This is a genomic window from Agromyces sp. Marseille-P2726, from assembly GCF_902809835.1.
Classification (GTDB): Bacteria; Actinomycetota; Actinomycetes; order Actinomycetales; family Microbacteriaceae; genus Agromyces.
Window position 1 is genome coordinate 266,771 of record NZ_CADDWM010000012.1, and the last position, 24,622, is coordinate 291,392.

Consider the following 24,622-nt stretch of genomic DNA (forward strand, 5'->3'; position numbering starts at 1 on the left):
GCCGGAATAGGCTGGGAGGATGGCGCGCGAGGTCTCCGAACTGTTCGATGCGAACGAGTGGGCGGATGCCGCGGCATTCGTCACCGGCTCATCCGGTTTCACCGACATCACCTACCACCACTCGACCGACGGACGCATCGCCCGCATCGCGTTCGATCGGCCCGACGTGCGCAACGCGTTCCGCCCGCACACCGTCGACGAGCTGTACCGCGCCCTCGAGGACGCGCGCACCAACCCCCGCATCGGCGTGGTGCTGCTCACCGGCAACGGACCCAGTGCGAAGGACGGCGGCTGGGCCTTCTGCTCGGGCGGCGACCAGCGCATCCGCGGGCGCGACGGATACCGGTACGAGGAACCCGGTGGTCGAGTAGCGCCACCAAAGGCGACGCGTATCGAGACCCACGTTCCGGATCTCGATACGCGTCCTTCGGTGGCTACTCGATCAACGGATCTCGGGCGCCTGCACATCCTCGAGGTGCAGCGGCTGATCCGCTTCATGCCGAAGGTCGTCATCGCGGTGGTCCCGGGCTGGGCGGCCGGCGGGGGACACTCGCTCCACGTCGTCTGCGATCTCACGATCACGAGCCGTGAGCACGGGCGCTTCAAGCAGACGGATGCCGATGTCGGCAGTTTCGACGCCGGATACGGGTCGGCGTACTTCGCCCGTCAGATCGGGCAGAAGTTCGCCCGCGAGGTGTTCTTCCTCGCCGAGGAGTACTCCGCCGACCGCGCGTACGAGATGGGCGCCGTGAACCGGGTCGTGCCGCACGCCGACCTCGAGCGCGAGGCGCTGGCGATGGCGCGCACGATCCTGACGAAGTCGCCCACGGCGATCCGCATGCTGAAGTTCGCGTTCAACGCGGTCGATGACGGGCTGGTCGGGCAGCAGGTGTTCGCCGGAGAAGCCACGCGGCTCGCGTACGGTACCGACGAGGCCGTCGAGGGCCGCGACGCATTCCTCGAGAAGCGCGACCCCGACTGGGGAGCGTACCCCTGGCACTTCTGAGGATCCCGACGCGATGAAACCCCTTGTGCAGGTGTCGGCGACGGATGTCCCTGCGTTGGCCGCGGCGTTTCGGGTCGCGCTCGACGGCGGGCCGGCCGTGTGGCCGGTGCCATCCCCTCTGCGGGGTGAGGAGCCCGCGAAGCGGGCGTCTCGAAGCCCGTATGCGCCGGTGGGTCTCGAGACGGATGGCCTGCATCCTCCTCGACCTGCAGAGGTCGGGGACGGGGTCGCACTCGTCGTCGAGACGAGCGGGTCGACGGATGCCCCGAAGCGGGTGCTGCTCTCGCGAGACGCGTTGCGCGCCGCCGCGGCGGCGACCGAGGCTGCGCTGAGCGGACCGGGACAGTGGCTCCTGGCGCTGCCGGCCCACTACATCGCGGGCGCCCAGGTGCTCGTGCGGTCCATCCTCGCGGGCACCGACCCGGTGCTGCTCGAGGCGGAGCCCGAGGGTTCGGGCGGCGGCTTCCAACCGGCGGCGTTCGCCGCGGCATCCGCCCGACTCGATCGGCACCGCCCGCGCTACACGTCACTCGTGCCGGTGCAGCTCGCGCGGCTCGTCGAGGCGGCGCAGACCGACCGCGTCGTGGCCGACGCGCTTCGCACGTTCGATCGCATCCTGCTCGGCGGCCAGGCCGCACCGCCCGCCCTCATCGTCGCGGCCGACGCGATCGGCGCACGGGTGACCCGCACCTACGGCTCGAGCGAGACCGCCGGCGGATGCGTCTACGACGGCCGTCCCCTCGACGACGTGCGCGTACGGATCGATGACGCGTGGAGCGGCCCGGGGCGCGACGGCCAGGTGCTGCTGGGCGGGCCCATGATCGCCGACGGCTACCTCGACGACCCCGAGCGCACCGCCGCGGCCTTCACCGAGGACGACGCCGGCACGCGCTGGTACCGCACCGGCGACCTCGGCGAACTCCGACGCGACGGCATCCTGCGCATCCGAGGTCGGATGGACGACGTCATCATCTCGGGCGGCGTCAAGGTCGTGCTCGGCGAGGTCGAGCGGGCGGTGCGCCGGGTGCCCGGCTACGAGCATGCGATCGCGGTGCGTACCGAGGACACCGAGTGGGGCGAGCGGGTGGCGGTCGTCGCAGAGCGAACGGATGCCGCGGCATCCGGCGACCTCGAGACCCTCGCCGCGGCGGCCGATGCAGCGGGGCTCTCGCCCGCGGCGCGCCCCGTGCGCCTCGAGCTCGTCGACCGGATGCCGCTGCTGCCCTCGGGCAAGCCCGACCGCCGCGCCCTCGAGGGGAGGTTGCGCGGCGGCGGGCCTGCATAGGCGCGTCAAGACACGGGGGTCGCCGCCGTGTGGGCCGGCAGGGCCTCCGCGGCATCCGCTTCGACGTCGGCCTCGGCGAGCCGGCGTGCCTCGTCGAGGTGGGCCTGCACCTGAGCCCGGCTCGGCAGCAGCACGCTGGCGAGCGCGGCGAGCGCGAAGCCCGCGACCGCGACCCAGACCGACGCCTGCAGCGCCTCGAGCACGTGCTCGCGACTCCAGTCGTCGCCGGCAATCGTGAAGAACACGGTCGTCGACACGGCGACGCCGGCCGCTGCGCCGAGCTGCTGGAACGTGCTGTACGCACCCGATGCGGCGCCCGCATCGGCCACGGGCACGGTCGCGAGCGCGACGTCGACGAGCGGGATGATGAGCAGCGCCAGCCCGAGACCGGCCATGAGCATGGGCCAGACGGCGGCCCACCCCGTGAAGTCGGCCCCGGCGTCGGCCACGATGGCGAAGACCCACACGACGCCGGCCGCCATGATCACCGCACCGGTCGTCACGAGGTACTTCCCGACCTTCGCCACGAGCGGGATGACCGCACCCGTGCCGACGAGTGCGCCGAGGCTGAGGGCGAGCAGGTTGAGGCCGGCCGTGAGCGCGTCGAACCCGAGCGCGACCTGGAGGTAGATGATGAACGGCAGCGTGAAGGCGTTCAGCGCCCCTTGGAATGCCGCCTGGGTCACGATGCCGGCCGAGAATCCGCGATCGGCGAAGAGCGGCATGGGCAGCAGTGCCGAATGGTCGCGGCGCATGCGACGGTTCGAGTAGGCGACGAACGCCGCGAGCAGCAGCACACCGACGCCGACGGGGATCCAGAGCCAGGCCGGCCACCCGAGTGTCTGACCCTCGACGAGGGGCACCATGAACGCCAGCACGAGCGCGCTGAGCAGGGCGACGCCGACCAGATCGAGCCGCATGGGGCGCGAGGAGCGCGTCTCGGGTACGAACCGCGCAGCGAGCGCGAAGATCACGATGCCGACGGGAACGTTGATGAGGAACACGCTGCGCCACCCGAGGCCCCAGAGGTCGGCATCGACGAGCCAACCGCCGAGCACCGGGCCGGCGACGGCCGCGATTCCGGCCACGCCTCCGATGAGGCCGTACATCGGCGCGCGTTCGCGCGGGGAGAACAGCGCCTGCACTGACGCGAGCAGCTGCGGCACCATGAGCGCGGCGAACAGTCCCTGCGCGATGCGAGTGGCGACGAGGACGTCGCCCGACCACGCCGCAGCGGCGGCCGCGGACGCGAGCGTGAAGCCGGTGATGCCGACGAGGAACAGGCGCCGCCGGCCGTACAGGTCGCCGAGCCGCCCCCCGGTGATCAGCGCCACGGCGAATGCGAGCAGGTAGCCGCTCACGATCCATTCGAGCTGTGCCTCGGATGCCGCGAGGTCGGCGCCGATCGACGGCAGCGCCACCTGCACGATCGTGACATCGAGCAGGTCCATGAATGAGGCGAACAGGAGGATGCCGATGGCGAGCCCTCGGCGTGGAGTGGTGGCCATGCTCGTCGTCCCTTCGTAGAATGAGTTCGTTTCCGGTTCGGGATAGTCCCGACCTAGAATAATCCCACTTCGGGAACAATAGGGAGTCGCGATCGAGATGTCAAGCAAGTCGAAGGTCACCGAGCGCATCGTCGATCTCCTGCAGCTCGTGATCGCCTCCTCGGTCATGAGCAACGAGCGCATCGCGCGCTCCATGGGGCTCAACGTGGTCGACCTGCAGGCGCTGGGGTTCATCGCGCGCAACGACGGCGGGATGACCGCCGGAGAGGTGAGCCAGCAGACCGAGCTTCCGACCAGCACGACGACGCGCGTGCTCGACCGCCTCGAGCGGCAGGGCTTCATCGAGCGGTCCACGGACCCGAACGATCGACGTCGCGTGGTCGTGCGCGTCCGGCCCGATGCGGTGCGAGGCGCCGGCGAGGGCGGGGAGGACGACCCGTACGCCGACATCCTCGCCGGCATGAAGCGGATCCACGAGGGCTTCTCGGTCGACGAGCTCGAGGTCGTGGCCCGCTACCTCGACGCACTGAAGGACCTGCGCTGACCCCGACCGCGGAGGAGCCCCGGTGGCCGAGTAGCGCCGACGACGTCGACGCGTATCGAGACGCAGTGATCTCTCCGAACCAGCACTTCGTCTCGATACGCGTCCGCCTGCGGCGGGCGCTACTCGACGACCAAGCGCGAACTAGCATGGCCGTGTGGCACGCCCAAGACCTCAACGGATGAACCCCGACGACCTCGCGAAGCGTGGCGCCGCGCACCGGCGGTCGGGAAATCCGGCGAGGGCTGCAGCCGGCCCCACCGGGTCTCGCGGTCCGGCCACCGCGGCGGACTGGGTCGCCGGTGCCCGCATCCGCACGCTGCCGCTGGCGATCGCTCCGGTCGCACTGGGTACGGGCGCCGGTGTCGTCGCGATCCCCGATGGACCGTGGCATCCGGCCCGCGCCCTGCTCGCGCTCGTCGTGGCGCTCGCGCTGCAGATCGCCGTGAACTACGCGAACGACTACTCCGACGGCGTGCGCGGCACCGACGAGCATCGCGTCGGTCCCGCTCGCCTGACCGGATCGGGGGCCGCCAAGCCGCGGCAGGTGCTCGCGGTGGCGCTCAGCTTCTTCGCGATCGCCGCGGTCGCCGGCCTCGCGCTCGTCGTCGTGACCCAGCAGTGGTGGCTGCTCGTCGTCGGCGCAGTCGCCATCGTCTCGGCGTGGTTCTACACGGGCGGCAAGCGCCCCTACGGGTACTACGGGCTCGGCGAGCTCTTCGTGTTCGTGTTCTTCGGACTCGTCGCGACGGCGGGATCCGCGTACGTGCAGGCCCTCACGGTGAACCTCGAGGCCTGGCTCGGCGGCGCAGGCGTCGGCCTCCTCGCGTGCGCGGTGCTCATGTCGAACAACCTCCGCGACGTCACGCAAGACAAGGCAGCCGGCAAGCGCACCCTGGCCGTGCTCATCGGCCCGCTCGCCGGGCGCATCCTGCTCGTGGTCTTCCTGCTCGTGCCGTTCGCGATCGTCGGGTTCTTCGCGCTGTTCTACCCCACGGCGATCCTCGTGCTGTTCGCGCTGCTCCTCGCAGTGCCGGCGTGCGTCATCGCGCTCCTCGCGAAGACGCCACGGGAACTGCTGCTCGTGCTGCAGCTGGCGAGCATCACCGCCCTCGTCTACGGGGTCGGCCTGGGGCTCGTCTTCGCCCTCTAGGCGTCGGCGTTGTCGCGACGCTCGGAGGGAGTCGCGTCGACCGCGGCATCCTCGACCTCGTCATCGTCGCGCACGACGGGCGTCTCGCGGTGGCGTGCGGCGTAGAGCTCGCTCGACATGGTCTCGCGCGGGCGACGGAGGAAGACGAGCGACGCGCTGAGCCCGAACAGTGCGGCGACGGCCGCCGACACCCACGGGTTGACCCCCGCGAGCAGCAGCACCGCGAGTGGCACTGCGAACAGCAGGATGCGCAACGCGGTGTACCAGATCCAGACGGGCACGGATTTCACCATGCCAGTGTAGGTCGGCCCTGCCTGAACGCTCTCACAGCCGCAGTCGGGCGCGACGCGCCTAGACTGTGAGCATGGCCCGGCTGCTCTTCGGACTCGGCGTCGCTTACGTGGTCTTCACCATCTACGCCGTCGCCGACTGCGCCTTCTTCGACCGGTCGCGAGTCCGAGGGCTTTCGCGCGGCTGGTGGATCGTCGTGATCATGTTCGTCCCGATCATCGGCGGCGTGCTGTGGTTCATCATCGGCCGCGGCCGGGCGAATCGGGTGGGTCCGTCGCGAGGTGGCACGATGGCGCCCGACGACGATGCTGAGTTCCTGCGCCAGCTGCGCAACGATGCCGCGCAAGCCGAGCGCATCCGCCGCCTCGAGCAGGACCTCGCCGAGCTCGACGCCGACGACGCGCCGCGTGGAGCGCTGGGTCCGGGGCGCACGTCCGAGGGTGCCTCGGCCGCCGGCACCGCCGGCGCGGGAAGTGGCGCTGCGGCATCCGACGACCCCTTCGACCCCGGAGACGCCCTCGGCACCGAGCGCAAGCAGCGCCCCGATGCCCCCGATGCACCAGGGGAGGCCGGTCCCACCGGTCGACCGAATGCCTGAACCCGGTCCCGACGCGACGACGGAGCAAGGGAGTCCGGCGAGCGACGCTGCAATGGCGCTGCTCAGCGCCTTCGTCGCGGCCGGTGTGCGCGACGTCGTCGTCGCCCCGGGGTCGCGATCGCAGGCGCTGGCCCTCGCGGCGGCCGAGCTCGAGCGCGTCGGCGCCATCCGCCTGCACGTGCGCATCGACGAGCGTGGAGCGGGGTTCCTCGCGCTCGGCACGGCGGTGGAGTCCGGGTTTCCGGCCGTCGTGGTCACGACGTCGGGCACCGCGGTCGCGAACCTGCACCCGGCGGTGCTCGAGGCGCACCATTCCGGCGTGCCGCTGATCATCTGCTCGGCCGATCGCCCGGCGGAGCTCCGCGGCATCCGCTCGAACCAGACCACCATGCAGCCCGGCATCTTCGCCGGCGCCGTGCGGCTCGAACGCGACGTCACCGCCCCCGAGGGTGCAGCGGGCGAAACGGATGCCGCGGCGCGCCTCGCCCGTGACGCCGTCTCGGCGGCACTCGGCCGCGACAGCTCGGGCGAGCTCGTCCCACACCCCGGCCCCGGTCCGGTGCACCTCAACCTGCAGTACCGCGAGCCCTTGTCGGCCGTGCTGACGCTGGAGGGCGTGCCCGCTCCGAACGGCGGGAACGGTGGTCGGGTAGCGCCCGGCGAAGCCGGGAACGCTTCGAGAGCCGGGTCGAGAGGTCTCGATACGCGTGCTTCGCGCGCTCCTCGACCAGCAGACGTCGCGACCATCGAGCCCCGACCGCGCACCGTCGTGGTCGCGGGTGCGGGCGCCGGGCCGGTCGCGGAGGAGTTCGCACGTGCCGGTGGATGGCCCCTCATCGCCGAGGTCACGAGCGGGGCGCACTTCGGACCGAATCTCGTCGTGGCCTACCGCGAGCTGCTGCGCGAATCCGAATTCGGCGGTGCCGTCGAACGAGTCGTGGTGTTCGGCCATCCGACGCTGTCGCGCGAGGTGCCGGCGCTCGTGCAGCGCGACGGCGTCGAGACGATCGTCGTCGCGCCCACGGGCATCGAGTGGTACAACCCGGGTCACCGCGTGGCTCGGTTCGAGCGGGCGGTGCAGGCCGCCGACCACGCGCCGACCGCCGAGGAGCGTGCCTGGGTGCGTCGCTGGGTGCACGCGAGCCGCGTGCTCCTCGCCGAGGAATCGCCCGAGGCCCCCACCGTCAGGAGTGGGATCGGCGAGCACGGGCACGTCTCCGACTTCACCGCACAGCGCGAGTACATGCGCGCACAGCTCGCCATGGTGCGGGCGCCGGTCACCCGCCGCATGCTCGTCGACGCGGTGTGGGCGGCGACCTGGCCGCACGACCGGCTGGTGTTCGGGGCATCCCGCCTCATCCGCGACGCCGACCGGGCCGTGCCGGGCCGCCGCATCCCCGTGCACGCGAACCGCGGCCTCGCGGGCATCGACGGCACCGTCGCCACCGCGATCGGCATCGCCCTCGCGAGCCAATCGCCGCAGCCTCCGAGACCATCCCCGATGACAGGGCAGACGCCGACTCGGGGCACCGCCGACGGTGCGATGACGGATGCCGCGGCCGGCGTGACCCGTGCCCTCATCGGCGACCTCACACTGCTCCACGACGTGTCGTCGCTCCTCTTCGGGGATGGCGAACCGCGGCCCCGCATCCAGCTCATCGTCGGCAACGACGGCGGAGGCACGGTCTTCGATGCGCTCGAGGTCGCGGCATCCGCGTCATCCGAGGCGTTCGACCGCGTGCAGTACACGCCGCAGCACGTCGATCTCGCCGCGCTCGCGTCGGCCTACGGCTGGAGCTACGCGAGAGCGACGACCCGAGGCGAGCTCGATGAGGCGCTGACGAGTCGCATCGGCGGACCGCAACTGCTCGAGGTCCCGATCCCGCGTTGATGCTTGCCGCGGCATCCGCTCGGTCGGCAGGATGGAGTCCTGCGCGTCGCCGCGTCGCGTGAGGGGAGCGTGCCATGAGCCGCGAGTCGTTCTGGAGCGAGGATCCCAGCGAGGCACTGCGAGTGCAGCCCGGCTTCAGCCTGGTCGACACGCCGGCCGATACGACGCCGGGATGCGAGGGCGACAAGGACGAGGGCAAGGCCGCGCTCGAAGAGGGAGCGGCCGCGCTCGCCGAGCTGCAGGAGCAGCTCTACGCGAACGGGATCGCGGGCGATGACCCGCGGCGCATCCTGCTCGTGCTGCAGGCGATGGACACCGCGGGCAAGGGCGGCATCGTCAAGCACGTGATGGGGTCGGTCGACCCGCAGGGCGTCGAGCTCAAGGCGTTCAAGAAGCCGACCGAGGAGGAGTTGTCGCACGACTTCCTCTGGCGCATTCGCCGGGCCCTGCCCGGCCCCGGGAAGATCGGCGTCTTCGACCGCTCGCACTACGAGGATGTGCTCATCGGCCGGGTGCGCGGCCTGGCGCCGCCCGAGGAGATCGAGCGGCGCTACGGCGCCATCAACGCGTTCGAGGCCGAGGTCGCGGGCGAGGGCGCCACCATCATCAAGGTGATGCTGCACATCTCGGCGAACGAGCAGAAGCGCCGTCTGCTCGAGCGACTCGAGCGGCCCGACAAGCACTGGAAGTTCAATCCGGCGGACATCGAGGAGCGCGAGCTCTGGCCGCAGTACATGCAGGCCTACCAGATCGCCATCGAGCGCACCGCAACGCCGCTCGCTCCCTGGTACGTGATCCCCGGTGACCACAAGTGGTACGCGCGGCTCGTCGTGCAGCACCTGCTGATCCAGGCGCTCGAGAACATGCGGCTCGAGTGGCCGAAGGCCGACTACGACGTCGAGGAGCAGAAGGAGCGCCTGCTCGCCACCTGAGCGAGTCGCGATTGGCGAGCCGTGTCGCGACCGCCAGGCACCTCAGCCGCCGAATGCCTCGACGATCGGGCGGAACTTCATGTCGGTCTCGGCGAGTTCATCGGCCGGCACCGAGTCGTGCATTATTCCGCAACCGGCATATGCCGCCACGGTGCCGTCTGGCGACACCTGCGCGCATCGCAGTGCGATCGCCCATTCGCCGTCGCCACGGCCGTCGATCCAACCGACCGGTCCGGCGTAGCGCCCCCGATCGAAGCCCTCGAGCTCGGCGAGCACGCGCAGCGCAGCTCGTCGCGGGGTGCCCGCCACAGCCGCGGTCGGGTGCACCGCCCGCACGAGGTCGAGCGAGCTCGAACCGTCGCCGAGCGTGCCCTTCAGGTCGGTGGCGAGATGCCACAGGTTCGGCAGCTGCAATGTGAACGGCTCGGGGCTCGTGTCGAGCCGGGTGGTGTGCGGCGCCAGACGCTTCACGGCGCTCGCAACCGCCAGTGCGTGTTCGGCGAGGTCCTTCGGCGACGACGCGAGCGCCACCGCCCGTTCGCGGTCGGATGCCTCGCCGGCGCCTCGCGAGGTCGTGCCGGCGAGCACGCGCGCCGAGACCGTGCCGTGATCGACGCGCACGAGCGTCTCGGGGCTGGCGCCGATCAGGCCGTCGACCGCGAACACCCAGGTGTCGGGGTAGTCGTCGGCGAGTCGGTTGATGGTCGCACGGAGCCCGTCCTCCTCCTGCAGCTCGCCGACGAGCTGGCGCGCGAGCACGACCTTCTCGAGCTCGCCGTCGCCGATCCGGCGGACCGCCTCGGTGACGGCGGCCTCGTACTCGTCGGGGGGCACCGAGCCGGGCGTGAACGTCACGCGCGGCACGCGCCGCTTCGGGGTCGGCTCGGGGATCTCGAGGGTGGCGGCGTCCGATGCCGCGGCATCGGGGTCATCGCCCGACCAGAGCGTGATCCGGGTGACCCAGGCGCGGCCGTCGCGGCGCCCGAGCACGAGCTCGGGGACGATGAGCACGGAGGTCGAGGCCGACGACTTGGCGAACGCGAACGCGCCGAACGCCACGAGCCCCGTGCCGGGCAGCCCCACGCGATCGTCGACGTCGGCGTTCGCGGCGAGCGAGGTCCACGCCGCGGAGGCGTCCTCGATGCGGGTCGCACCGCTCGTCTCGATGCGCAGCGTCTCGCCGAGTCCCACGATGCCCTCGCCCCGTCGCATCCAGAGCAGCGGATGCCGCGGGTCGGCGCGCGGGATCAGGGGCGCCAGCTCGTCGACGGGCTGGGTGCGCACGACGAGGCGGGTTGCGGGCGCGGCCGACGCAGGGGCATCCGTCGAAGTCACCGCACCAGCCTACGTCTGACCGCGTCGCGCGGCGCCGCGCGCCCTGCGTGCCCCGTGACGACCTTTCGCCCGATGGAGGACCGTTGCTCGCGGTCGTGTGCCGTCGAAAGGTCGTGGCGAGGGGGAAGACCTCAGGCGGCGAGTTCCTCGACGACCTCGACGCCGTGCCAGAAGGCGACGTAGTCGGTGATCTCGGCGGCCGCCGCGAGCGGCGTCGGGTAGTACCAGGCGGCGTTCGGGTTGCGCTTGCCGTCGACCTCGACGTGGAAGTAGCTGGCCGTGCCCTTCCAGGAGCACACCGTGTGGTTCTCGCTGGGCACGAAGTAGCGCTCGTCGATCGACTCGCGCGGGAAGTAGTGGTTGCCCTCGACGACGATCGTGTCATCGGACTCCGCGAGCACTGCACCGTTCCAGATCGCCTGCATGTCTTCCTCTCATCGCGGCCGAAGCGGCCCGCTCATCGACATGGCGGCCGTTTCGACCGCCGCACTGGGTTCAACGAAGCGGGTCGAGGAAGCATTCCCATGCATGGAAACGAGCAGGGCTCGCCCAGGTTCGGCCGCGGCATCCGACCCTAGACTCGGAGGATGACGCGCCCAGACCTTGGCAAGGACCCCTCGCAGGTGTCGGCGATGTTCGACCGTGTCGCGGCGCGCTACGACCGCACGAACAACGTGCTCTCGGTCGGGAACGCGCCGCTCTGGCGGGTCGCGACCACCCGTGCGGTGGCCCCGAAGGCGGGGGAGCGCATCCTCGACGTGGCTGCGGGCACCGGCACCTCGAGCGCCAGCCTGGCCAGGTCGGGGGCATCCGTCGTCGCCGTTGATTTCTCACCCGGCATGATCGAGGTCGGACGCCGTCGTCAGACGGGCATGCCGAACATCGTCTTCGTCGAGGCGGATGCCACGGAGCTTCCGTTCGACGATGACGAGTTCGACGCCGTCACCATCTCATTCGGTCTGCGGAATGTGAACCAGCCGAAGCGGGCGCTCACAGAGTTCTTCCGCGTCACGAAGCCCGGCGGCCGGCTCGTGGTCTGCGAGTTCTCGCACCCCCCGGTCGGGTTCGTGCGCGCCGGATACCACGCCTACCAGCGCTACATCATGCCCCCGCTCGTGAAGCTGTCGAGCTCGAACGACACGGCGTACGAGTACCTCAACGAGTCGATCAACGCATGGCCCGACCAGCAGGCGCTCGCGGGGTGGATCCGCGATGCCGGATGGGTCGACGTCGAGTGGCGCAACCTCACGATGGGCGTCGTCGCGCTGCACCGGGCCCGCAAGCCCGCCGCCTCGGTCGTCGAGTAGCGCGGCACGCAGAGCGACGCGTATCGAGACGCCGTACCGGTCTCGATACGCGTGCCGCTTCGCGGCGCGCTACTCGACCACCGGGCGGCGTAGCGGTCTCGATACGCGTGCCGCTTCGCGGCGCGCTACTCGACCACCGGGCCGGCGGCGCGCTACTCGACCACCGGGTTCGCGGCGCGCTACTCGACCACCGGGCGGGGCCACCAGCGGGATCGGTAGGCTTGAGGGCGTGACTCCGAGCCAACCGGTCGCTCGTCGCGGCTCTGCGCTCGCCGCGAACCTCGGCCTGAGCGAACGCGTGTTCGCGTCGGCCGCCGACCGGGCGATGGCCCGGGCCATCGACGAAGGGATCGACCGGGTCGAAGCCGGGCTCCTGCGCGAGGTCGAGTTCGCCGGACCGATCGCGGATGTCTCGACCCGCTACCTGCTCGAAGCCGGTGGCAAGCGCGTGCGGCCGATGCTGACGCTGCTCACGGCCCAACTGGGTGCGGGCATCACCGACGACGTCGTGATGGCCGCCGAGGCGATCGAGATCACGCACCTCGGATCGCTGTATCACGACGACGTGATGGACGATTCCGACCGCCGTCGCGGCGTGCCGAGCGCGCAGACCGTGTGGGGCAACTCGGTGGCCATCCTCACCGGCGACCTGCTCTTCGCGCGGGCGAGCCAGCTCATGGCGAAGCTCGGCGAGCGCGCCATCCGCATGCAGGCCGACACGTTCGAGCGCCTCGTGCTCGGTCAGTTGCACGAGACCGTCGGTCCGAGCGAGGGCGACGACCCGATCGCCCACTACATCCAGGTGCTGGCCGACAAGACCGGCTCGCTCATCGCCGCCGCGGCCCAATCGGGCGTCGTCTTCTCGGGCGCCGACCCGGCCTACGAGGCGCCGATCATCGAGTTCGGCGAGAAGGTCGGCGTGGCGTTCCAGCTCATCGACGACGTCATCGACCTGTCGCCGCAGCCCGAGGAGACCGGCAAGGTACCCGGCACCGACCTGCGCGCGGGGGTCATCACGATGCCGTTGCTGAAGCTCGCAGAGCTCGCAGCGACGGATGCCGCATCCGCCGACCTGCTCCAACGCATCGAGCGCGACGTGGTGATCGTGACCGACCCGACCGTCGGCGGTGACCCGCTCGACACGAACACGCTCGCGTCGCGCATCGTGCCCTCGCGAGCCACGGTTGACGGGATCGTCGCCGAACTCCGGGAACACGAAGCCACGCGCGCTACGCTCGCCGAGGCCCACCGTTGGGCGCGTGACGCGGTCGCCGCCCTCGGCCCGCTGCCCGAGGGCGGCGTGAAGAAGGCGCTCACGCGATTCGCCGAGACGGTGGTGGAGCGACAGAGCTGAACCGGCCGACTGAACGGCGCGGATGGAACACGGCCAGACTGAAACGGCCAGAGTTATGGAGAGATCTCACCTGTGACGAGGAACAAGCTGCGACTCGCGATCGTCGGTGCCGGCCCTGCCGGCATCTATGCCGCCGACATCCTGTTGAAGGCCGAGCGGAACTTCGACGTCTCGATCGACCTGTTCGATCACCTGCCCGCGCCCTACGGGCTCGTGCGCTACGGCGTGGCACCCGACCACCCGCGCATCAAGGGCATCATCACGGCGCTTCGCGAGGTGCTCGACCGGGGCGACATCCGCATCTTCGGCAATGTGCGCTACGGCACGGACATCACCCTCGAAGACCTGAAGCATCACTACAACGCCGTCATCTTCGCCACCGGTGCGGTGCGTGATGCCTCGCTGAGGCTGCCGGGCATCGACCTCGACGGGTCGTACGGCGCGGCGGATTTCGTGAGCTGGTACGACGGACACCCCGACTACCCCCGCGAGTGGCCGCTCGACGCGCGCGAGGTCGCCGTGATCGGCAACGGCAACGTCGCGCTCGACGTCGCGCGCATCCTGTCGAAGCACGTCGAAGACCTCATGCCGACCGAGATTCCCGCCAACGTCGCCGCGGGCCTCGCCCAGTCGCCGGTCACCGACGTGCACATCTTCGGGCGCCGTGGGCCGACGTCGGTGAAGTTCACGCCGCTCGAGCTGCGCGAGCTCGGCGAGCTGCGCGACGTCGACATGATCCTGTACGACGAGGACTTCGACTACGACGACGCGGCGCGCGCTGCGGTGTCGGGCAACAAGCAGGTCTTCGTCATCGACAAGGTGCTGAACCAGTGGCGCCAGCGCGAGGTGGGCCAGGCGAGTCGTCGCCTGCACCTGCACTTCTTCGCGAAGCCGCTCGAGCTCGTCGACGACGGCACGGGTCGCGTCGGCGCCATCCGCTACGAGCGCACGGCGCCCGACGGCGAGGGCGGCGTGGTCGGTACGGGAGAGATCCGCGAGGTTCCGGTGCAGGCCGTGTACCGCGCGGTCGGCTACTTCGGCACGCCGCTGCCCGGCATCCCGTTCGATCGCGAGTACGGGGTCATTCCAAACCACGAGGGCCAGGTGCTCTACCACGACCCCGAGACCGGGGAGTCGCGCCAGATGTACGGCGTCTACGCGACCGGATGGATCAAGCGCGGCCCCGTCGGGCTCATCGGCCACACCAAGTCCGACGCGATGGAGACGATCAAGCACGTCATCAACGACCTGGGCAACTGGTGGCGGCCGAAGTCGCCGTCGGAGGAGTCGGTCATCGAGCTGCTCGAGTCTCGCGGCATCCAGTGGACCGCCCTCGACGGCTGGCACCGCCTCGACGAGCACGAGCTGGCGCTCGGGTCGGCCGAGGGCCGCACGCGCATCAAGGTCGTGCCCCGCGACGAGATGGTCGGCATCTCGCGCGGCGACGAGTAGCGCCCCCCGGTGGTCGAGTAGCGCCCGCCGCAGGCGGACGCGTATCGAGACCCCGCGTGGGCTGGGAGATTTTTATAAGGGACACCTCGTTCCGCGCCCGCCGTAGGCGGACGCGTATCGAGACCCCGCCCCCTCGAAGACCCCTACGACTCCCGGCCGACCGGCGGCTCGCCCACGAACGTGTGTGCCTCGCGCGCGAGTTCCGACCACAGCTGCCAATCGCTGATCCGCACCCAGTTGCGGCTCGGGCCGCCGTGCTCCCCCTGGAACGGCACGGCGATGCCGCGGTTCCGAAGGTCGGCTGATCGGGATTCGGGCAGCTCGACCACGAGGTCGTCGCCGTCGAGGAAGGCGAACAACCGGCCCTTCGCCAGCAGCCCGTCGGGGGTCAGGTCGACGTCGTAGTCCTCGTCCATCAGCAGCTCGCGCGTCACGGCGTCGTAGGTGAGTTCCGACTCGTTCATGGCCATCCCGTCCATTCGCCGGTGGGCTGTGTATGCCGAGCATACGCGTCGTCGGCCGGGCGCTACGCTGCCAATCATGCCTTCAGCGCCCACGATCACGGCCGTGGTCGCGGTCATCCTCGTGCTCGCCGGGGCTGCGCTCGGTTGGTGGCCCCTCGCATCGTGGACGCAGCGTTCGATCAAGGGCGAGCGGATGCCGCAGCCCACCGCCCGCGCTGCAGCGGCCGCGATCACCGGCCTCACGTTCGGCGCCCTCGCCGTGGCCTTCGGGTTGTCGTGGATCCTCCCCGCGCTGCTCGCGTTCGCCGCCGCATCGACGGTGCTCACGCTCGTCGACCTCGCCGAGAAGCGCCTGCCCAACTCGGTCGTCTTCCCGACGCTGGGTGTCGTCGCGGTGCTCCTCGTGCCGGCGACCTGGGCCGACGGAGCCTGGGTGCGCCTGCTGTGGGCTGTAGGCGGCGCCGCGGCGATGTTCGCGGTGTACTTCCTGCTCGCGCTGATCTCCCCGTCGTCGATGGGGATGGGCGATGTGAAGCTCGCGCTCGTGATCGGGCTCCTGCTCGGCTGGTTCGGCCTGAACGCGTGGCTGATCGGGCTGCTCGCAGCGTTCGTTGTCGGCGGACTGGTCGCGATCGTGGCGTTGATCCTTCGTCGCGTCACGTTGCGAGGTTCGATCCCGTTCGGACCATCGATGCTCGTCGGGGCGTTGATCGCGCTGCTGCTGGTCGCGCAATAGGGAACGTTCGGTTCCCGTCGTGCCCGGGGTACAGGCAGCTGTGTTTTCGGGGTACTCGATAGCGGGATTCGGGGTACACGCGGTACCCCCAGAGCGGGGGATGGACAACTTCCACTTCCGCGTGTTCATGCGGTTCTTCGAATTGCCGTGTCCTGCAAACGCCCTCGCACCCCCAAATGGGGGCGTGGCTCGTATGCATACGCACGGTTACGTTCAAGCAGCCACCGGTGCCCGCCGGTGGCGAGTTCTCTCTCCTGAACCCGAAGGAACCCGAAATGCTCAAGGCATACTCGCGCGCTGTCGCGCGCATCAACTCGCTCCGCACTGAAGAGGAGGGCGCGACGGCGACCGAGTACGCGCTCGTCCTCGGGATCGTGGCGATCGGACTTGTCATCGCGGCCGCAGCCCTTCTGCCGTTCCTGAGCGGATGGGTAGCCGAGATGCAGACCTGGATGAACAACCAGGACGTCGGCGTCAAGCCCTCCTGATCGCGATCAATCGACGAATGGGTTCGGGGCGCCTGTGCGCCCCGAATCCCGCTCGGCTAACGAGGGTTGCGATGATTCCCAATCCGAACGATAGAGGATCGGCGGCGGTTGAGTTCGCCATGGTGCTCCCGCTCGTGATAATGCTCCTGGTTGCGGTGATCGAGTTCTCACGACTATGGAACATCCAAGCCACGATCTCCGACGGTGCGAGGATCGCCGCGAGGTATGCGGCTGTGCATTCCGAGGATCCCACCGTGATCGATGATGCGAAGGCTGAGGCTCGCGCGATCCCCGGAATGTTGGACTGGGACACCGCGACAATCGATGTCAACGTCGATTGCGACGGTGCCAAGTCCGCCACGTCGACGATCACAATTCCCGCAGGCTCGATGACCGGCTGGTTCAGCAGCTTGGCTGAAGCTCCCATCACGTTGTCCGCGACAGGAAAGATGCCATGCGGCGAATGATCCGGCATCTTCAGGCGCGAGCACGGGACGAGCGCGGCGCGAACGCTGTGCTGCTCGCCATGCTCATCGTGCCGATGATGGGATTCGGCGCTCTCGCGCTCGACATCTCGGCGCAGCACGCCGAGCGCACTCAACTGCAACAGGGTGCAGACGCAGCGGCGCTCGCGGTTGCGCTGGCATGCGGTGAGGATTCATCTACCTGCGCCGGCACGTCGCAGGGCATCGGCGACGAATTCGTGGCAAGCAACGCCGGCATCCCGGTCGACGGCGCAGCGACGATCGAAGAGATCGACTTCACCGGCAAGCGAGTCACGGTGTCGGCCGACGCCGCCTTCCCGCACTTCTTCGCTTCGCTGATCGACGGCGATGCGGATCCGAGCTCGACCTACGTCCGCGCCATTGCGACGGCCGAGTGGGAGAACGGAACCCGCGCGACCGTCGTGCCCTTCGCGATCGGTGAGTGCACGGTGCCGACGAGCGGCAACGGCTCCTCGGAGTACATCCCGATCGAGAACAAGACCTGCTCCGGATCCGTGCCGGGGGGCTTCGGCTGGCTCGAAGATGGGACGCAGTCGTGCATCAAGGATGTCGCGCTCCTGGATTTCACGACCATCACGACCGGCAACACGGGCAAGTGCATCCTGTCGAACGAGGACCTCGTCGCCGCCGCGGACCAGATCGGCTGTTCCCTCAGTTCGGTTCCCAACAAGTACAAGACGAACATCGAGAAGCTCTTCTTCTGCTTCATCGGTCGGACCCTCCTCGTTCCTGTCTTCAACCTCGCGAGCCAGTGCCCGACCACCCCACCGGCGGGTAAGGCGTACTGCATCACGAAGTTCGCCGCTTTCGAGGTCGACGGCGTCCACGTGAAGGTCAATGGAAACGAGCAGATCGACGCCTGCGAGCCGGCGGTGTCGTGCTCGCTGCCGAACAACTGGGGTGAGCTCGGATTCCAAGGTCGATTCATCCAGTACGTCACGGTCGAAGACGACTGGACGCTCGGTCCACCGAAGCCGAAGATCAAGCTGGTCCCGGTCCCGGATCACCTGAACTGACCGCCCTCGCCGGCTACTGAGTTCCAACCCGCAACGAAAGAACCCGAATGAAGACCCGAATCATCGGCGCGATCGTCGCCCTCATCCTCGCCGCTCTCGGCGCGGTCGTGCTCGTGACCTACGTGCGAGGAGCCGACGCCAGGGCGGCCGAGGGTGCAGAGCTCGTCGAGGTGTACATCGTCCAGGAGGCCATCCCGAAGGGCACCGCGGGGGAGGCGGTGGAGGAGTTCGTCAAGGTCGACTCCATGCCAGCGAGGAACCAGGCGGAGGGCGCCGTCACCGACCTCGCAGAGCTCGCTGGTCTCGTCGCCGACGCCGACATCCTGCCCGGAGAGCAGCTGCTCGAGGCCAGGTTCGTCGATCCCGCGCAGCTCGCTGCGCGTGGCGACGTGCAGGTTCCACAAGGGATGCAGCTCATCTCGTTCACGCTGCCGGCCGACCGAGTCGTCGGCGGACAAGTGCGTGCGGGCGACAAGATCGGACTCGTCGCCACCGTCGATCCTGACGAGGTCGGCGACACCGAGGACGTGGTCAACCCGATCACCTCCTTCGCCTTCCACGGCGTTCTGGTGACGAAGGTGCAGGGGGTCGTCGGCGCCGACCCCGAGACCGGCGAGGCGCAGGATCAGGGCGCAGCCGACAGCATCATGGTCACGATCGCGCTGACCGCGCCCGACATCGAGCGTTGGGTGTGGTTCGCGGAGGGCGAGGCCAACCAGTACGCGCAGATGTGGCTCACGCTCGAGAACGAGCAGACCGACAACACCGGCACCCGGCCCGTCGACGGAAGCAACGCCTGGCAGTGACTCCGTTCCTCCTGATCAGTCGCTCTGCCGAGTACGAGACCCGTCTGCGGGCTCTGCTCGGTGACCGGCTCGCCGTGGTACCGGGTGAGTTCCTGCTCCTCGGGGCGGAAGCGGTGGTCGAACGGGTCGAATCCACTCCGCGCATCGCCCTCCTCGGCCCCGTGCTCAATTTCGAGGAGACCCGGGGCCTCGTCGAGGAACTGATCGAACGCCACCGTGATATCGGCCTCATCGTCGTCCGCGAGCAGCGCACCGACCTCGAGGACTGGGTGGACGACCTGCCACTGCATGCGGTGCTCAGCCCGCAGGCGACGGATGCCACGACGAGCGAGCTGCTCGATCGACTGTCGGCCTGGCTGGTCGAGAACGGTCGGGCGAACGCGGAGGACTTCTCGAACGGATCCCGTCCGGGCTTCGCGAGCCTCGTCTCGTCGGAGCCCGTCGACGACGTGTCCGCGTCCGAGGCATCCGCTTTGGAACGCCCCTCGGAAGCCCTCGACGAGGTGGTCCTTGGCGAGTCCATTCCTGTCGAGTGGGAGTTTCCGCCGCTTCCGGATGGAGTGCCATCAGAGGCGATCGCGATCGTCGCGCCGAAGGGCGGCCAGGGCAAGACGACACTGGCGGTCAACCTCGCCACGGGTCTCGCCGAGGTCGCCCCGAACTCGGTGGTGCTCGTCGACGCCGACCTCCAGTTCGGCGACATCACGGCGGTGCTGAACCTCACTCCCGAGCGAACCATCGTCGAAGCGGCCTCCGACTCCGCCGAGGACGAGCTCGTGCTCAAGACTGCGCTCACCCACCACCCCGACGGCTTCTTCGTCGTGGCGAGTGCGCCCTCACCCGAGCTCGGCGACCTCATCACCGCTGCCGCGCTCGGACGACTCATCGAGCGGCTGCGCGAAGCCTTCCGATACGTCATCGTCGATACGACGCCCGGACTCGGTGAGGGCACGCTGGTCACCCTCGAGCACGTGACCGACGCAGTGTTCGTGTCGAACATGAGCGTGGCCGGCCTCCGTGCGACTCGCACCGAGTTCCAGATGCTCACGACGCTCGGCCTGATGCCGAGCAACCGGCACATCGTCTTGAACCAGGTCGACAAGATGAGCGGCCTGACCCTCGGTGATGCAGAAGCCCTCGTCGGGGCCCCGATCGACGTCGCGGTGCCGAGATCGTCGGCGGTGCTGCTCGCGGCCAACCGGGGCATTCCTCTCATCCACGACGATGTCCGCGATCCGGCGGCGCGTGCCGTTCGCTCGCTCGTGATGCGCATCGCGCCCGAGGCGTACCCCAAGCGCTCCAGGATCCAGAGAAGGAGGCGACGTGGGACTGAATGAGCGGCTGAATGCCCTCCGCAACCCGCAGCTCGTGGTCGAAACGCCAGTGGGGGTGGGGAATCCGACGGTACCGGATGCCGGCGATGGCATCGAGTCCGGCGGTGACCTCACCTCATCGCGCGGGGAGTGGGCGGCCGCGGCCGGCTCTGATCGGGCGGAGCCTGAACTCTTCCATCCTCCCGCAGGCACCGCCCGGCCCGTGCAGGCCGTCCCCCCGCTTTCCTCGCCTGTGCCGCCGCACTCCATCGTCGATCCCCTGGCGTCCGTCAAGGAGAAGGCAGCCCAGGAGCTCTTCGTCCGTATCGGCTCGCGCATGAGCGACGCGTCGCTCACCGAGGAGCAGCTGCACGCCCTCGCGCGGGCCGAGCTGGCCGAGATCGTCGCCGGCGAGCAGCTGGCGCTGACGACCGCCGAGCGCAATCGGCTCATCGACGACATCGGCGCCGACGTGCTGGGCTACGGTCCGCTCGAGGCTCTACTCGACGACCCCACGGTGAGCGAGATCATGGTCAACCGCTACGACCAGCTCTACGTCGAGCGGGAGGGCCGGCTCCTGCCCACCCCGCATCGGTTCACCGGTGAGCCGCAGTTGCGGCGTGTGATCGAGCGGATCGTGTCCCGCATCGGCCGGCGGATCGACGAGTCCTCGCCGCTCGTCGATGCGCGCCTCGAAGACGGCTCGCGCGTGAACGCCATCATTCCTCCGCTCGCCGTGAACGGGTCATCCCTCACCATCCGGAAGTTCGCCGGGACTCCATACACGGTCGAAGACCTGATCCGATTCGGCACCCTGACCCGCGAGGTGGCAACGGTGCTGGACGCGGCGGTGCGCGCCAAGCTCAACATCCTGGTCTCGGGAGGTACGGGCACCGGAAAGACGACACTGCTCAACGTGCTCTCGGCATTCATCCCCGACGACGAGCGCATCATCACCATCGAGGATGCGGTCGAACTCCAGCTTCAGCAGGAGCATGTCGTCCGTCTCGAGTCGCGGCCGCCCAACATCGAGGGGCGCGGCGAGATCACCATCCGCGATCTCGTTCGCAACTCCCTGCGCATGCGGCCTGACCGGATCGTGGTCGGCGAGGTGCGTGGGGCGGAAAGCCTCGACATGCTGCAGGCGATGAACACGGGTCACGAGGGTTCGATCTCCACACTCCACGCGAACTCGCCACGCGATGCCGTCAGTCGCATGGAGACGCTCGTGCTGATGGCGGGAATGGACCTTCCCCTGCGCGCGATCCGGGAGCAGATCTCGTCCGCCATCGACCTCATCGTGCAGATCACCCGGCACAAGGACGGCGTGCGGCGGGTCACCCAGGTGACGGAGGTGCATGGCATGGAGGGCGACATCATCACCCTGCAAGATGCCTTCTCCTTCGATTACTCGGCCGGATGGGATGCAGAAGGCAAGCTGCTCGGACAGATCGAGCCCACGGGCGTGCGCCCTCGGTTCGCGGAGCGGATCGCCGATCACGGCATCCTCCTGCCCGTCTCGCTGTTCCAGGTGAACTATCGCAACCTGCTCGGGGAGATTCGATGAGCCCCGGGGTCCTCATCATCGGGATCAGCATCGCGCTGCTCGCAGCGCTCGTCATCGTGTTCTTCGTGTTGGCTCCGCCGGCGCCCCGGGTGGCGGCCGAACGGCGTCGTGCCCCGGGTGTCGAGTACGAGTCTGCCCTCTCGAAGCTCACTCATCGGGCGACGGCGGCGGTCGATGGGCTCACCTCCCGGCGGTCCCGGCGATTCTTCGGGCCCGACGAACTCGAACTCGCCGGTGTCAGGTCCGAGCCGAGCAGCTTCGTGGTGATGGTTGCCTCGGCGGCCAGCGTGCTCGCACTCGTGGGTGTCGTCCTGGGCCTCGCCAATGGAACCTCACTCATTTGGGGGTTGCTGCTCGCCCTGCTCGCGCCGATCGGTGCCAAGGCGCTGTTGATCATGCGGGCGTCCCGTCGACGCGCCCGATTCGCCGACCAGGTCGACGACACCGTGCAGCTCCTGGCCGGTGGCCTGCGCGCCGGCCACGGCCTGACCCGTACGGTGGCTGCCGTGGCGAACGACGCAGAGGCGCCCACGAGCGAGGAGCTCGCGCGGGTCGTGAACGAGACGCGGCTCGGCCGGAACCTCGCCGAGTCGCTCACCGTGGCCGCGCAGCGAATGCAGAGCGCCGACTTCGAATGGGTGGCACAGGCGGTCGCCATCAATCAGGAAACCGGCGGCAACCTCGCTGAAGTGCTCGATCAGGTCGGCAAGACCATCCGGCAGCGCAACGAGATCCGGCGCCAGGTGAAAGCATTGAGTGCCGAAGGTCGCCTGTCCGCGGTCGTGCTCGTCTCACTGCCGATCGCCGTCTTCATGTTCCTCGCCGTCGTACAGCCGAACTACGTCGGCGTGTTCTTCACGAACATCTTCGGCATCATCGCCCTCGTCGTGTCCCTGATCCTCCTGATCCTCGGCGCGATCTGGGTCGCATTCGCTGTGAGAGTGAAGTTCTGATGGCCCTGCAGATCCTGTTGTACGCCGCGATTGCTCTGACCGCTCTGGGCGTGGCCGGCGCCGTCTTCCTCCTCTTTCCCCGCCGTCAGCCGGCCGTGGAACCGCCGGGTGAGCTGCACCCGACCGTCGGCCGAGTACAGCAGGCCAGCTTCAGCGCGTCGCTGATCGCCGCAGCTCCACGCGGCTACATCGGATGGATCGAGAAGCAGGTCATCCACGCGGGCCGGCCGGTCGGATGGAGCGTCCAGGGCATCTTCACGTGGAAGATCTCGCTGACGGTCGTCGGCGTCGTGCTGGGTCTGCTGTTCATCATCAGCGGTGGCCCGAATCCCATGAAGGTTCTGCTCGTCATCCTCGGGACGACGCTCCTCTTCTTCCTCCCAGACGTGATGATCAACAGCCGTGCGCATGATCGGCAGGAAGCGATCAAGTACGCGCTCCCCGACACCCTCGACCAGATGACGATCGCGGTCGAGGCGGGGCTGGGATTCGATGCCGCGATGGCGAAAGCGGCCCGCAACGGCAAAGGGCCGCTGGCCGAGGAGCTCATTCGTGTGCTGCAGGACATGAGCATCGGTCGAAGCCGTCGCGACGCGTTCATGGAGTTGGAGGGACGGACCACGCAGGAGGATCTGCGCCGATTCATCCGCGCGGTCGTGCAGGCCGATCAATACGGGATCGCGGTCGGCGATGTGCTGCGCGTACAGGCGGGGGAGATGCGCCTCAAGCGCAAGCAACGTGCTGAGGAGCAGGCCATGAAGGTGACCGTGAAGATCATCTTCCCGCTCGTGTTCTGCTTGCTCCCCGTGCTGTTCATCGTCCTCCTGACGCCGGCGGCGCTGAACATGATCGAGACGTTCACCGGCATCGACGCGTTCTGACCGTTGCGCTCGGCCTGCCGGGCCCCGCGTTGCTCAGCACACGCATCGACCTGCACCCGCTCGCTAGGCTGAACGCGACCCGGGAAGGCGAGACGTATGAGCGACCCCGGCACCGCGGCACTGAACAGCGCATTGCGCTGGCGCCCCGACGTGCTCGGCGCCGGGTTCGAGCAGCTCACGTTGCCGCTGGGCAGCGACGACGAGGGCGAGCTCGTCGCAACGCTCGTGCGGCATCGGGCCGAGCCCGAGCGGCAGGCGCGGTGGCGGTGGCGTTGGCCGTGGGAGCGCGACGAAGTCGACGAAGAACCCGCGGGCGCGGCATCCGGAGCCGACGTGCTCTACGTGCACGGCTGGAGCGACTACTTCTTCAACCGCGAGCTCGCCGAGTTCTGGACCGCCGCCGGCGCCAGGTTCTTCGCGCTCGACCTGCGCAAGTACGGTCGCAGTCTGCGCGAGGGGCAGACTCCCGGGTACGTCACGAACCTCGACGACTACGACGCCGACATCGAGGCGGCACTCGACGCGATCGAGCGCACTCAGGAGGCAACCGAGACGGATGCCGCGGCGGCATCCGCTCGACCGCTGATCCTGCTCGGCCACTCCACCGGCGGGCTCACGCTGAGCCTCTGGGCGGCTCGGCACCCCGGGCGCGCCGCGGCACTGGTGCTCAACAGCCCCTGGCTGGAGTTCCAGATGAGCCGCGTCGGACGTGAGGCGCTCGCGCCCGTCGTCAGTTGGGGCGCGCGAGTGAATCCGATGAGTCCAATGCCCAACGTCGACCTCGGCTTCTACACGCGCACGATCGCGAAGGAGCAGGAGGGAGAGTGGGAGTACTCCCACGAGTGGCGGCCCGATCGCAGTTTTCGGGTGTATCCGGCGTGGCTCACGGCGGTGCTGGCGGGGCATGCGACGGTCGCGGCCGGCATCGACGTGGGTGCGCCCGCGCTCACGCTGTTGTCGGCGCGGTCGACGATCCTGCCGCGGTGGGATCCGGCCATGTTCTCGAGCGACGTCGTGCTCGTCGTCGACGACATCGCCGAGCGCGTGCTGAAGCTCGGGCCGACCGTGAGCGTGTCGCGCATCGACGGAGCGCTGCATGACGTGTTCCTGTCGCGACGGCCGGTACGCGCCGCCGCCTACGACGCGGTCACGCAGTGGCTCCGAGGCTACGCTCCGGGCGGGGTCCCACGCCCGTGACGACGTTTCGCTGAGTGGAGGACGCGTCGGAGAAGTCGTGTG

At 69.2% G+C, this 24,622-nt stretch carries 25 protein-coding genes; 20 read left to right on the forward strand and 5 right to left on the reverse strand.

Annotated elements, in window-relative coordinates:
• Positions 1 to 19 precede the first annotated feature (19 nt).
• Together HUS56_RS07545 and HUS56_RS07550 are read left to right on the forward strand one after the other, a co-directional pair.
• Positions 20 to 1,006, forward strand: coding sequence for a 1,4-dihydroxy-2-naphthoyl-CoA synthase (locus HUS56_RS07545; RefSeq protein WP_173922777.1), 987 nt, complete (start codon positions 20 to 22; stop codon positions 1,004 to 1,006).
• Between the two features lie 13 nt (positions 1,007 to 1,019).
• Positions 1,020 to 2,291, forward strand: a complete 1,272-nt coding sequence (locus tag HUS56_RS07550) for an AMP-binding protein (RefSeq protein WP_173922778.1) — start codon at positions 1,020 to 1,022, stop codon at positions 2,289 to 2,291.
• Positions 2,292 to 2,296: 5 nt separating this feature from the next.
• On the opposite strand, the gene HUS56_RS07555 is transcribed toward HUS56_RS07550, so the two are convergent.
• The gene (locus HUS56_RS07555) at positions 2,297 to 3,799 is read right to left on the reverse strand and encodes an MFS transporter (protein ID WP_173922779.1); all 1,503 of its coding nucleotides are present in this window, start codon (positions 3,797 to 3,799) and stop codon (positions 2,297 to 2,299) included.
• Between the two features lie 97 nt (positions 3,800 to 3,896).
• Between HUS56_RS07555 and HUS56_RS07560 the strand changes: the two genes are divergently transcribed.
• Both HUS56_RS07560 and HUS56_RS07565 read left to right on the forward strand, forming a co-directional pair.
• Positions 3,897 to 4,343 carry a MarR family winged helix-turn-helix transcriptional regulator gene (locus tag HUS56_RS07560; RefSeq protein ID WP_173922780.1) on the forward strand — a complete coding sequence of 149 codons (447 nt, stop codon included), beginning with the start codon at positions 3,897 to 3,899 and terminating at the stop codon, positions 4,341 to 4,343.
• Between the two features lie 178 nt (positions 4,344 to 4,521).
• Positions 4,522 to 5,493, forward strand: coding sequence for a 1,4-dihydroxy-2-naphthoate polyprenyltransferase (locus HUS56_RS07565; RefSeq protein WP_173922889.1), 972 nt, complete (start codon positions 4,522 to 4,524; stop codon positions 5,491 to 5,493).
• Here HUS56_RS07565 and HUS56_RS07570 read toward each other — a convergent pair.
• Positions 5,490 to 5,783 carry a DUF4229 domain-containing protein gene (locus tag HUS56_RS07570; protein WP_254431336.1) on the reverse strand — a complete coding sequence of 98 codons (294 nt, stop codon included), beginning with the start codon at positions 5,781 to 5,783 and terminating at the stop codon, positions 5,490 to 5,492. The genes HUS56_RS07565 and HUS56_RS07570 overlap by 4 nt on opposite strands.
• 74 nt (positions 5,784 to 5,857) lie before the next feature.
• Between HUS56_RS07570 and HUS56_RS07575 the strand changes: the two genes are divergently transcribed.
• The 3 genes from HUS56_RS07575 to HUS56_RS07585 all read left to right on the forward strand — a co-directional run bounded on the left by HUS56_RS07575 (position 5,858) and on the right by HUS56_RS07585 (position 9,205).
• Positions 5,858 to 6,382, forward strand: coding sequence for a PLD nuclease N-terminal domain-containing protein (locus HUS56_RS07575; RefSeq protein ID WP_173922782.1), 525 nt, complete (start codon positions 5,858 to 5,860; stop codon positions 6,380 to 6,382).
• Positions 6,383 to 6,434: 52 nt separating this feature from the next.
• Positions 6,435 to 8,273: a 2-succinyl-5-enolpyruvyl-6-hydroxy-3-cyclohexene-1-carboxylic-acid synthase gene (gene menD / locus HUS56_RS07580; RefSeq protein WP_254431337.1), complete on the forward strand. Its 1,839-nt coding sequence runs from the start codon at positions 6,435 to 6,437 to the stop codon at positions 8,271 to 8,273.
• 74 nt (positions 8,274 to 8,347) lie between these two features.
• Entirely contained in the window at positions 8,348 to 9,205 is an 858-nt protein-coding gene (locus tag HUS56_RS07585) for a PPK2 family polyphosphate kinase (RefSeq protein WP_173922784.1), read from the forward strand.
• A 42-nt stretch (positions 9,206 to 9,247) separates the two neighbouring features.
• On the opposite strand, the gene HUS56_RS07590 is transcribed toward HUS56_RS07585, so the two are convergent.
• On the reverse strand, positions 9,248 to 10,540 hold the full coding sequence (locus HUS56_RS07590; RefSeq protein ID WP_254431338.1) for an isochorismate synthase MenF: 1,293 nt from the start codon (positions 10,538 to 10,540) through the stop codon (positions 9,248 to 9,250).
• Between the two features lie 131 nt (positions 10,541 to 10,671).
• Positions 10,672 to 10,965, reverse strand: coding sequence for a DUF427 domain-containing protein (locus tag HUS56_RS07595; protein ID WP_173922785.1), 294 nt, complete (start codon positions 10,963 to 10,965; stop codon positions 10,672 to 10,674).
• 162 nt (positions 10,966 to 11,127) lie between these two features.
• On the opposite strand from HUS56_RS07595, the gene HUS56_RS07600 reads away from it, so the two are divergent.
• The 3 genes from HUS56_RS07600 to HUS56_RS07610 all read left to right on the forward strand — a co-directional run bounded on the left by HUS56_RS07600 (position 11,128) and on the right by HUS56_RS07610 (position 14,653).
• A complete protein-coding gene (locus HUS56_RS07600; RefSeq protein ID WP_173922786.1) occupies positions 11,128 to 11,847 on the forward strand; it encodes a class I SAM-dependent methyltransferase in 720 nt (239 codons plus the stop codon).
• 229 nt (positions 11,848 to 12,076) lie between these two features.
• Complete coding sequence (locus HUS56_RS07605; RefSeq protein WP_254431339.1) at positions 12,077 to 13,201, forward strand: polyprenyl synthetase family protein; 1,125 nt, start codon at positions 12,077 to 12,079, stop codon at positions 13,199 to 13,201.
• A gap of 72 nt (positions 13,202 to 13,273) precedes the next feature.
• Positions 13,274 to 14,653: an FAD-dependent oxidoreductase gene (locus HUS56_RS07610; RefSeq protein WP_173922788.1), complete on the forward strand. Its 1,380-nt coding sequence runs from the start codon at positions 13,274 to 13,276 to the stop codon at positions 14,651 to 14,653.
• Between the two features lie 143 nt (positions 14,654 to 14,796).
• Here HUS56_RS07610 and HUS56_RS07615 read toward each other — a convergent pair whose 3' ends face one another.
• Positions 14,797 to 15,117, reverse strand: a complete 321-nt coding sequence (locus tag HUS56_RS07615) for a hypothetical protein (RefSeq protein WP_173922789.1) — start codon at positions 15,115 to 15,117, stop codon at positions 14,797 to 14,799.
• Between the two features lie 76 nt (positions 15,118 to 15,193).
• Between HUS56_RS07615 and HUS56_RS07620 the strand changes: the two genes are divergently transcribed.
• The 10 genes from HUS56_RS07620 (at position 15,194) to HUS56_RS07665 (ending at position 24,580) form a co-directional block, all read left to right on the forward strand.
• Positions 15,194 to 15,853 carry an A24 family peptidase gene (locus HUS56_RS07620; protein ID WP_173922790.1) on the forward strand — a complete coding sequence of 220 codons (660 nt, stop codon included), beginning with the start codon at positions 15,194 to 15,196 and terminating at the stop codon, positions 15,851 to 15,853.
• Between the two features lie 275 nt (positions 15,854 to 16,128).
• Entirely contained in the window at positions 16,129 to 16,341 is a 213-nt protein-coding gene (locus tag HUS56_RS07625) for a Flp family type IVb pilin (RefSeq protein ID WP_173922791.1), read from the forward strand.
• A 71-nt stretch (positions 16,342 to 16,412) separates the two neighbouring features.
• On the forward strand, positions 16,413 to 16,808 hold the full coding sequence (locus HUS56_RS07630; RefSeq protein ID WP_173922792.1) for a TadE/TadG family type IV pilus assembly protein: 396 nt from the start codon (positions 16,413 to 16,415) through the stop codon (positions 16,806 to 16,808).
• Complete coding sequence (locus HUS56_RS07635; RefSeq protein WP_173922793.1) at positions 16,796 to 17,863, forward strand: Tad domain-containing protein; 1,068 nt, start codon at positions 16,796 to 16,798, stop codon at positions 17,861 to 17,863. Before HUS56_RS07630 ends, HUS56_RS07635 begins: the two co-directional genes overlap by 13 nt.
• A gap of 47 nt (positions 17,864 to 17,910) precedes the next feature.
• Positions 17,911 to 18,669: a Flp pilus assembly protein CpaB gene (locus HUS56_RS07640; protein ID WP_173922794.1), complete on the forward strand. Its 759-nt coding sequence runs from the start codon at positions 17,911 to 17,913 to the stop codon at positions 18,667 to 18,669.
• Complete coding sequence (locus tag HUS56_RS07645) at positions 18,666 to 20,006, forward strand: AAA family ATPase (protein ID WP_173922795.1); 1,341 nt, start codon at positions 18,666 to 18,668, stop codon at positions 20,004 to 20,006. Before HUS56_RS07640 ends, HUS56_RS07645 begins: the two co-directional genes overlap by 4 nt.
• Positions 19,993 to 21,549, forward strand: a complete 1,557-nt coding sequence (locus tag HUS56_RS07650) for a CpaF family protein (RefSeq protein WP_254431340.1) — start codon at positions 19,993 to 19,995, stop codon at positions 21,547 to 21,549. Before HUS56_RS07645 ends, HUS56_RS07650 begins: the two co-directional genes overlap by 14 nt.
• The gene (locus HUS56_RS07655) at positions 21,546 to 22,502 is read left to right on the forward strand and encodes a type II secretion system F family protein (protein ID WP_173922796.1); all 957 of its coding nucleotides are present in this window, start codon (positions 21,546 to 21,548) and stop codon (positions 22,500 to 22,502) included. The genes HUS56_RS07650 and HUS56_RS07655 overlap by 4 nt, the downstream gene beginning before the upstream one ends.
• The gene (locus HUS56_RS07660; RefSeq protein ID WP_173922797.1) at positions 22,502 to 23,383 is read left to right on the forward strand and encodes a type II secretion system F family protein; all 882 of its coding nucleotides are present in this window, start codon (positions 22,502 to 22,504) and stop codon (positions 23,381 to 23,383) included. The genes HUS56_RS07655 and HUS56_RS07660 overlap by 1 nt, the downstream gene beginning before the upstream one ends.
• Positions 23,384 to 23,479: 96 nt before the next feature.
• Positions 23,480 to 24,580 (forward strand): alpha/beta hydrolase, encoded by a 1,101-nt coding sequence (locus tag HUS56_RS07665; protein WP_173922798.1) that lies wholly within the window; start codon positions 23,480 to 23,482, stop codon positions 24,578 to 24,580.
• Positions 24,581 to 24,622 lie beyond the last annotated feature (42 nt).

Excerpts from the sequence above, each read along its gene's own strand:
- HUS56_RS07545 (WP_173922777.1), top strand. The coding sequence starts at position 20 with ATGGCGCGCGAGGTCTCCGAACTGTTCGATGCGAACGAGTGGGCGGAT.
- HUS56_RS07550 (WP_173922778.1), top strand. The coding sequence starts at position 1,020 with ATGAAACCCCTTGTGCAGGTGTCGGCGACGGATGTCCCTGCGTTGGCC.
- HUS56_RS07555 (WP_173922779.1), bottom strand. The coding sequence starts at position 3,799 with ATGGCCACCACTCCACGCCGAGGGCTCGCCATCGGCATCCTCCTGTTC.
- HUS56_RS07560 (WP_173922780.1), top strand. The coding sequence starts at position 3,897 with ATGTCAAGCAAGTCGAAGGTCACCGAGCGCATCGTCGATCTCCTGCAG.
- HUS56_RS07565 (WP_173922889.1), top strand. The coding sequence starts at position 4,522 with ATGAACCCCGACGACCTCGCGAAGCGTGGCGCCGCGCACCGGCGGTCG.
- HUS56_RS07575 (WP_173922782.1), top strand. The coding sequence starts at position 5,858 with ATGGCCCGGCTGCTCTTCGGACTCGGCGTCGCTTACGTGGTCTTCACC.
- menD (WP_254431337.1), top strand. The coding sequence starts at position 6,435 with ATGGCGCTGCTCAGCGCCTTCGTCGCGGCCGGTGTGCGCGACGTCGTC.
- HUS56_RS07585 (WP_173922784.1), top strand. The coding sequence starts at position 8,348 with ATGAGCCGCGAGTCGTTCTGGAGCGAGGATCCCAGCGAGGCACTGCGA.
- HUS56_RS07595 (WP_173922785.1), bottom strand. The coding sequence starts at position 10,965 with ATGCAGGCGATCTGGAACGGTGCAGTGCTCGCGGAGTCCGATGACACG.
- HUS56_RS07600 (WP_173922786.1), top strand. The coding sequence starts at position 11,128 with ATGACGCGCCCAGACCTTGGCAAGGACCCCTCGCAGGTGTCGGCGATG.
- HUS56_RS07615 (WP_173922789.1), bottom strand. The coding sequence starts at position 15,117 with ATGAACGAGTCGGAACTCACCTACGACGCCGTGACGCGCGAGCTGCTG.
- HUS56_RS07620 (WP_173922790.1), top strand. The coding sequence starts at position 15,194 with ATGCCTTCAGCGCCCACGATCACGGCCGTGGTCGCGGTCATCCTCGTG.
- HUS56_RS07625 (WP_173922791.1), top strand. The coding sequence starts at position 16,129 with ATGCTCAAGGCATACTCGCGCGCTGTCGCGCGCATCAACTCGCTCCGC.
- HUS56_RS07630 (WP_173922792.1), top strand. The coding sequence starts at position 16,413 with ATGATTCCCAATCCGAACGATAGAGGATCGGCGGCGGTTGAGTTCGCC.
- HUS56_RS07635 (WP_173922793.1), top strand. The coding sequence starts at position 16,796 with ATGCGGCGAATGATCCGGCATCTTCAGGCGCGAGCACGGGACGAGCGC.
- HUS56_RS07640 (WP_173922794.1), top strand. The coding sequence starts at position 17,911 with ATGAAGACCCGAATCATCGGCGCGATCGTCGCCCTCATCCTCGCCGCT.
- HUS56_RS07655 (WP_173922796.1), top strand. The coding sequence starts at position 21,546 with ATGAGCCCCGGGGTCCTCATCATCGGGATCAGCATCGCGCTGCTCGCA.
- HUS56_RS07660 (WP_173922797.1), top strand. The coding sequence starts at position 22,502 with ATGGCCCTGCAGATCCTGTTGTACGCCGCGATTGCTCTGACCGCTCTG.
- HUS56_RS07665 (WP_173922798.1), top strand. The coding sequence starts at position 23,480 with ATGAGCGACCCCGGCACCGCGGCACTGAACAGCGCATTGCGCTGGCGC.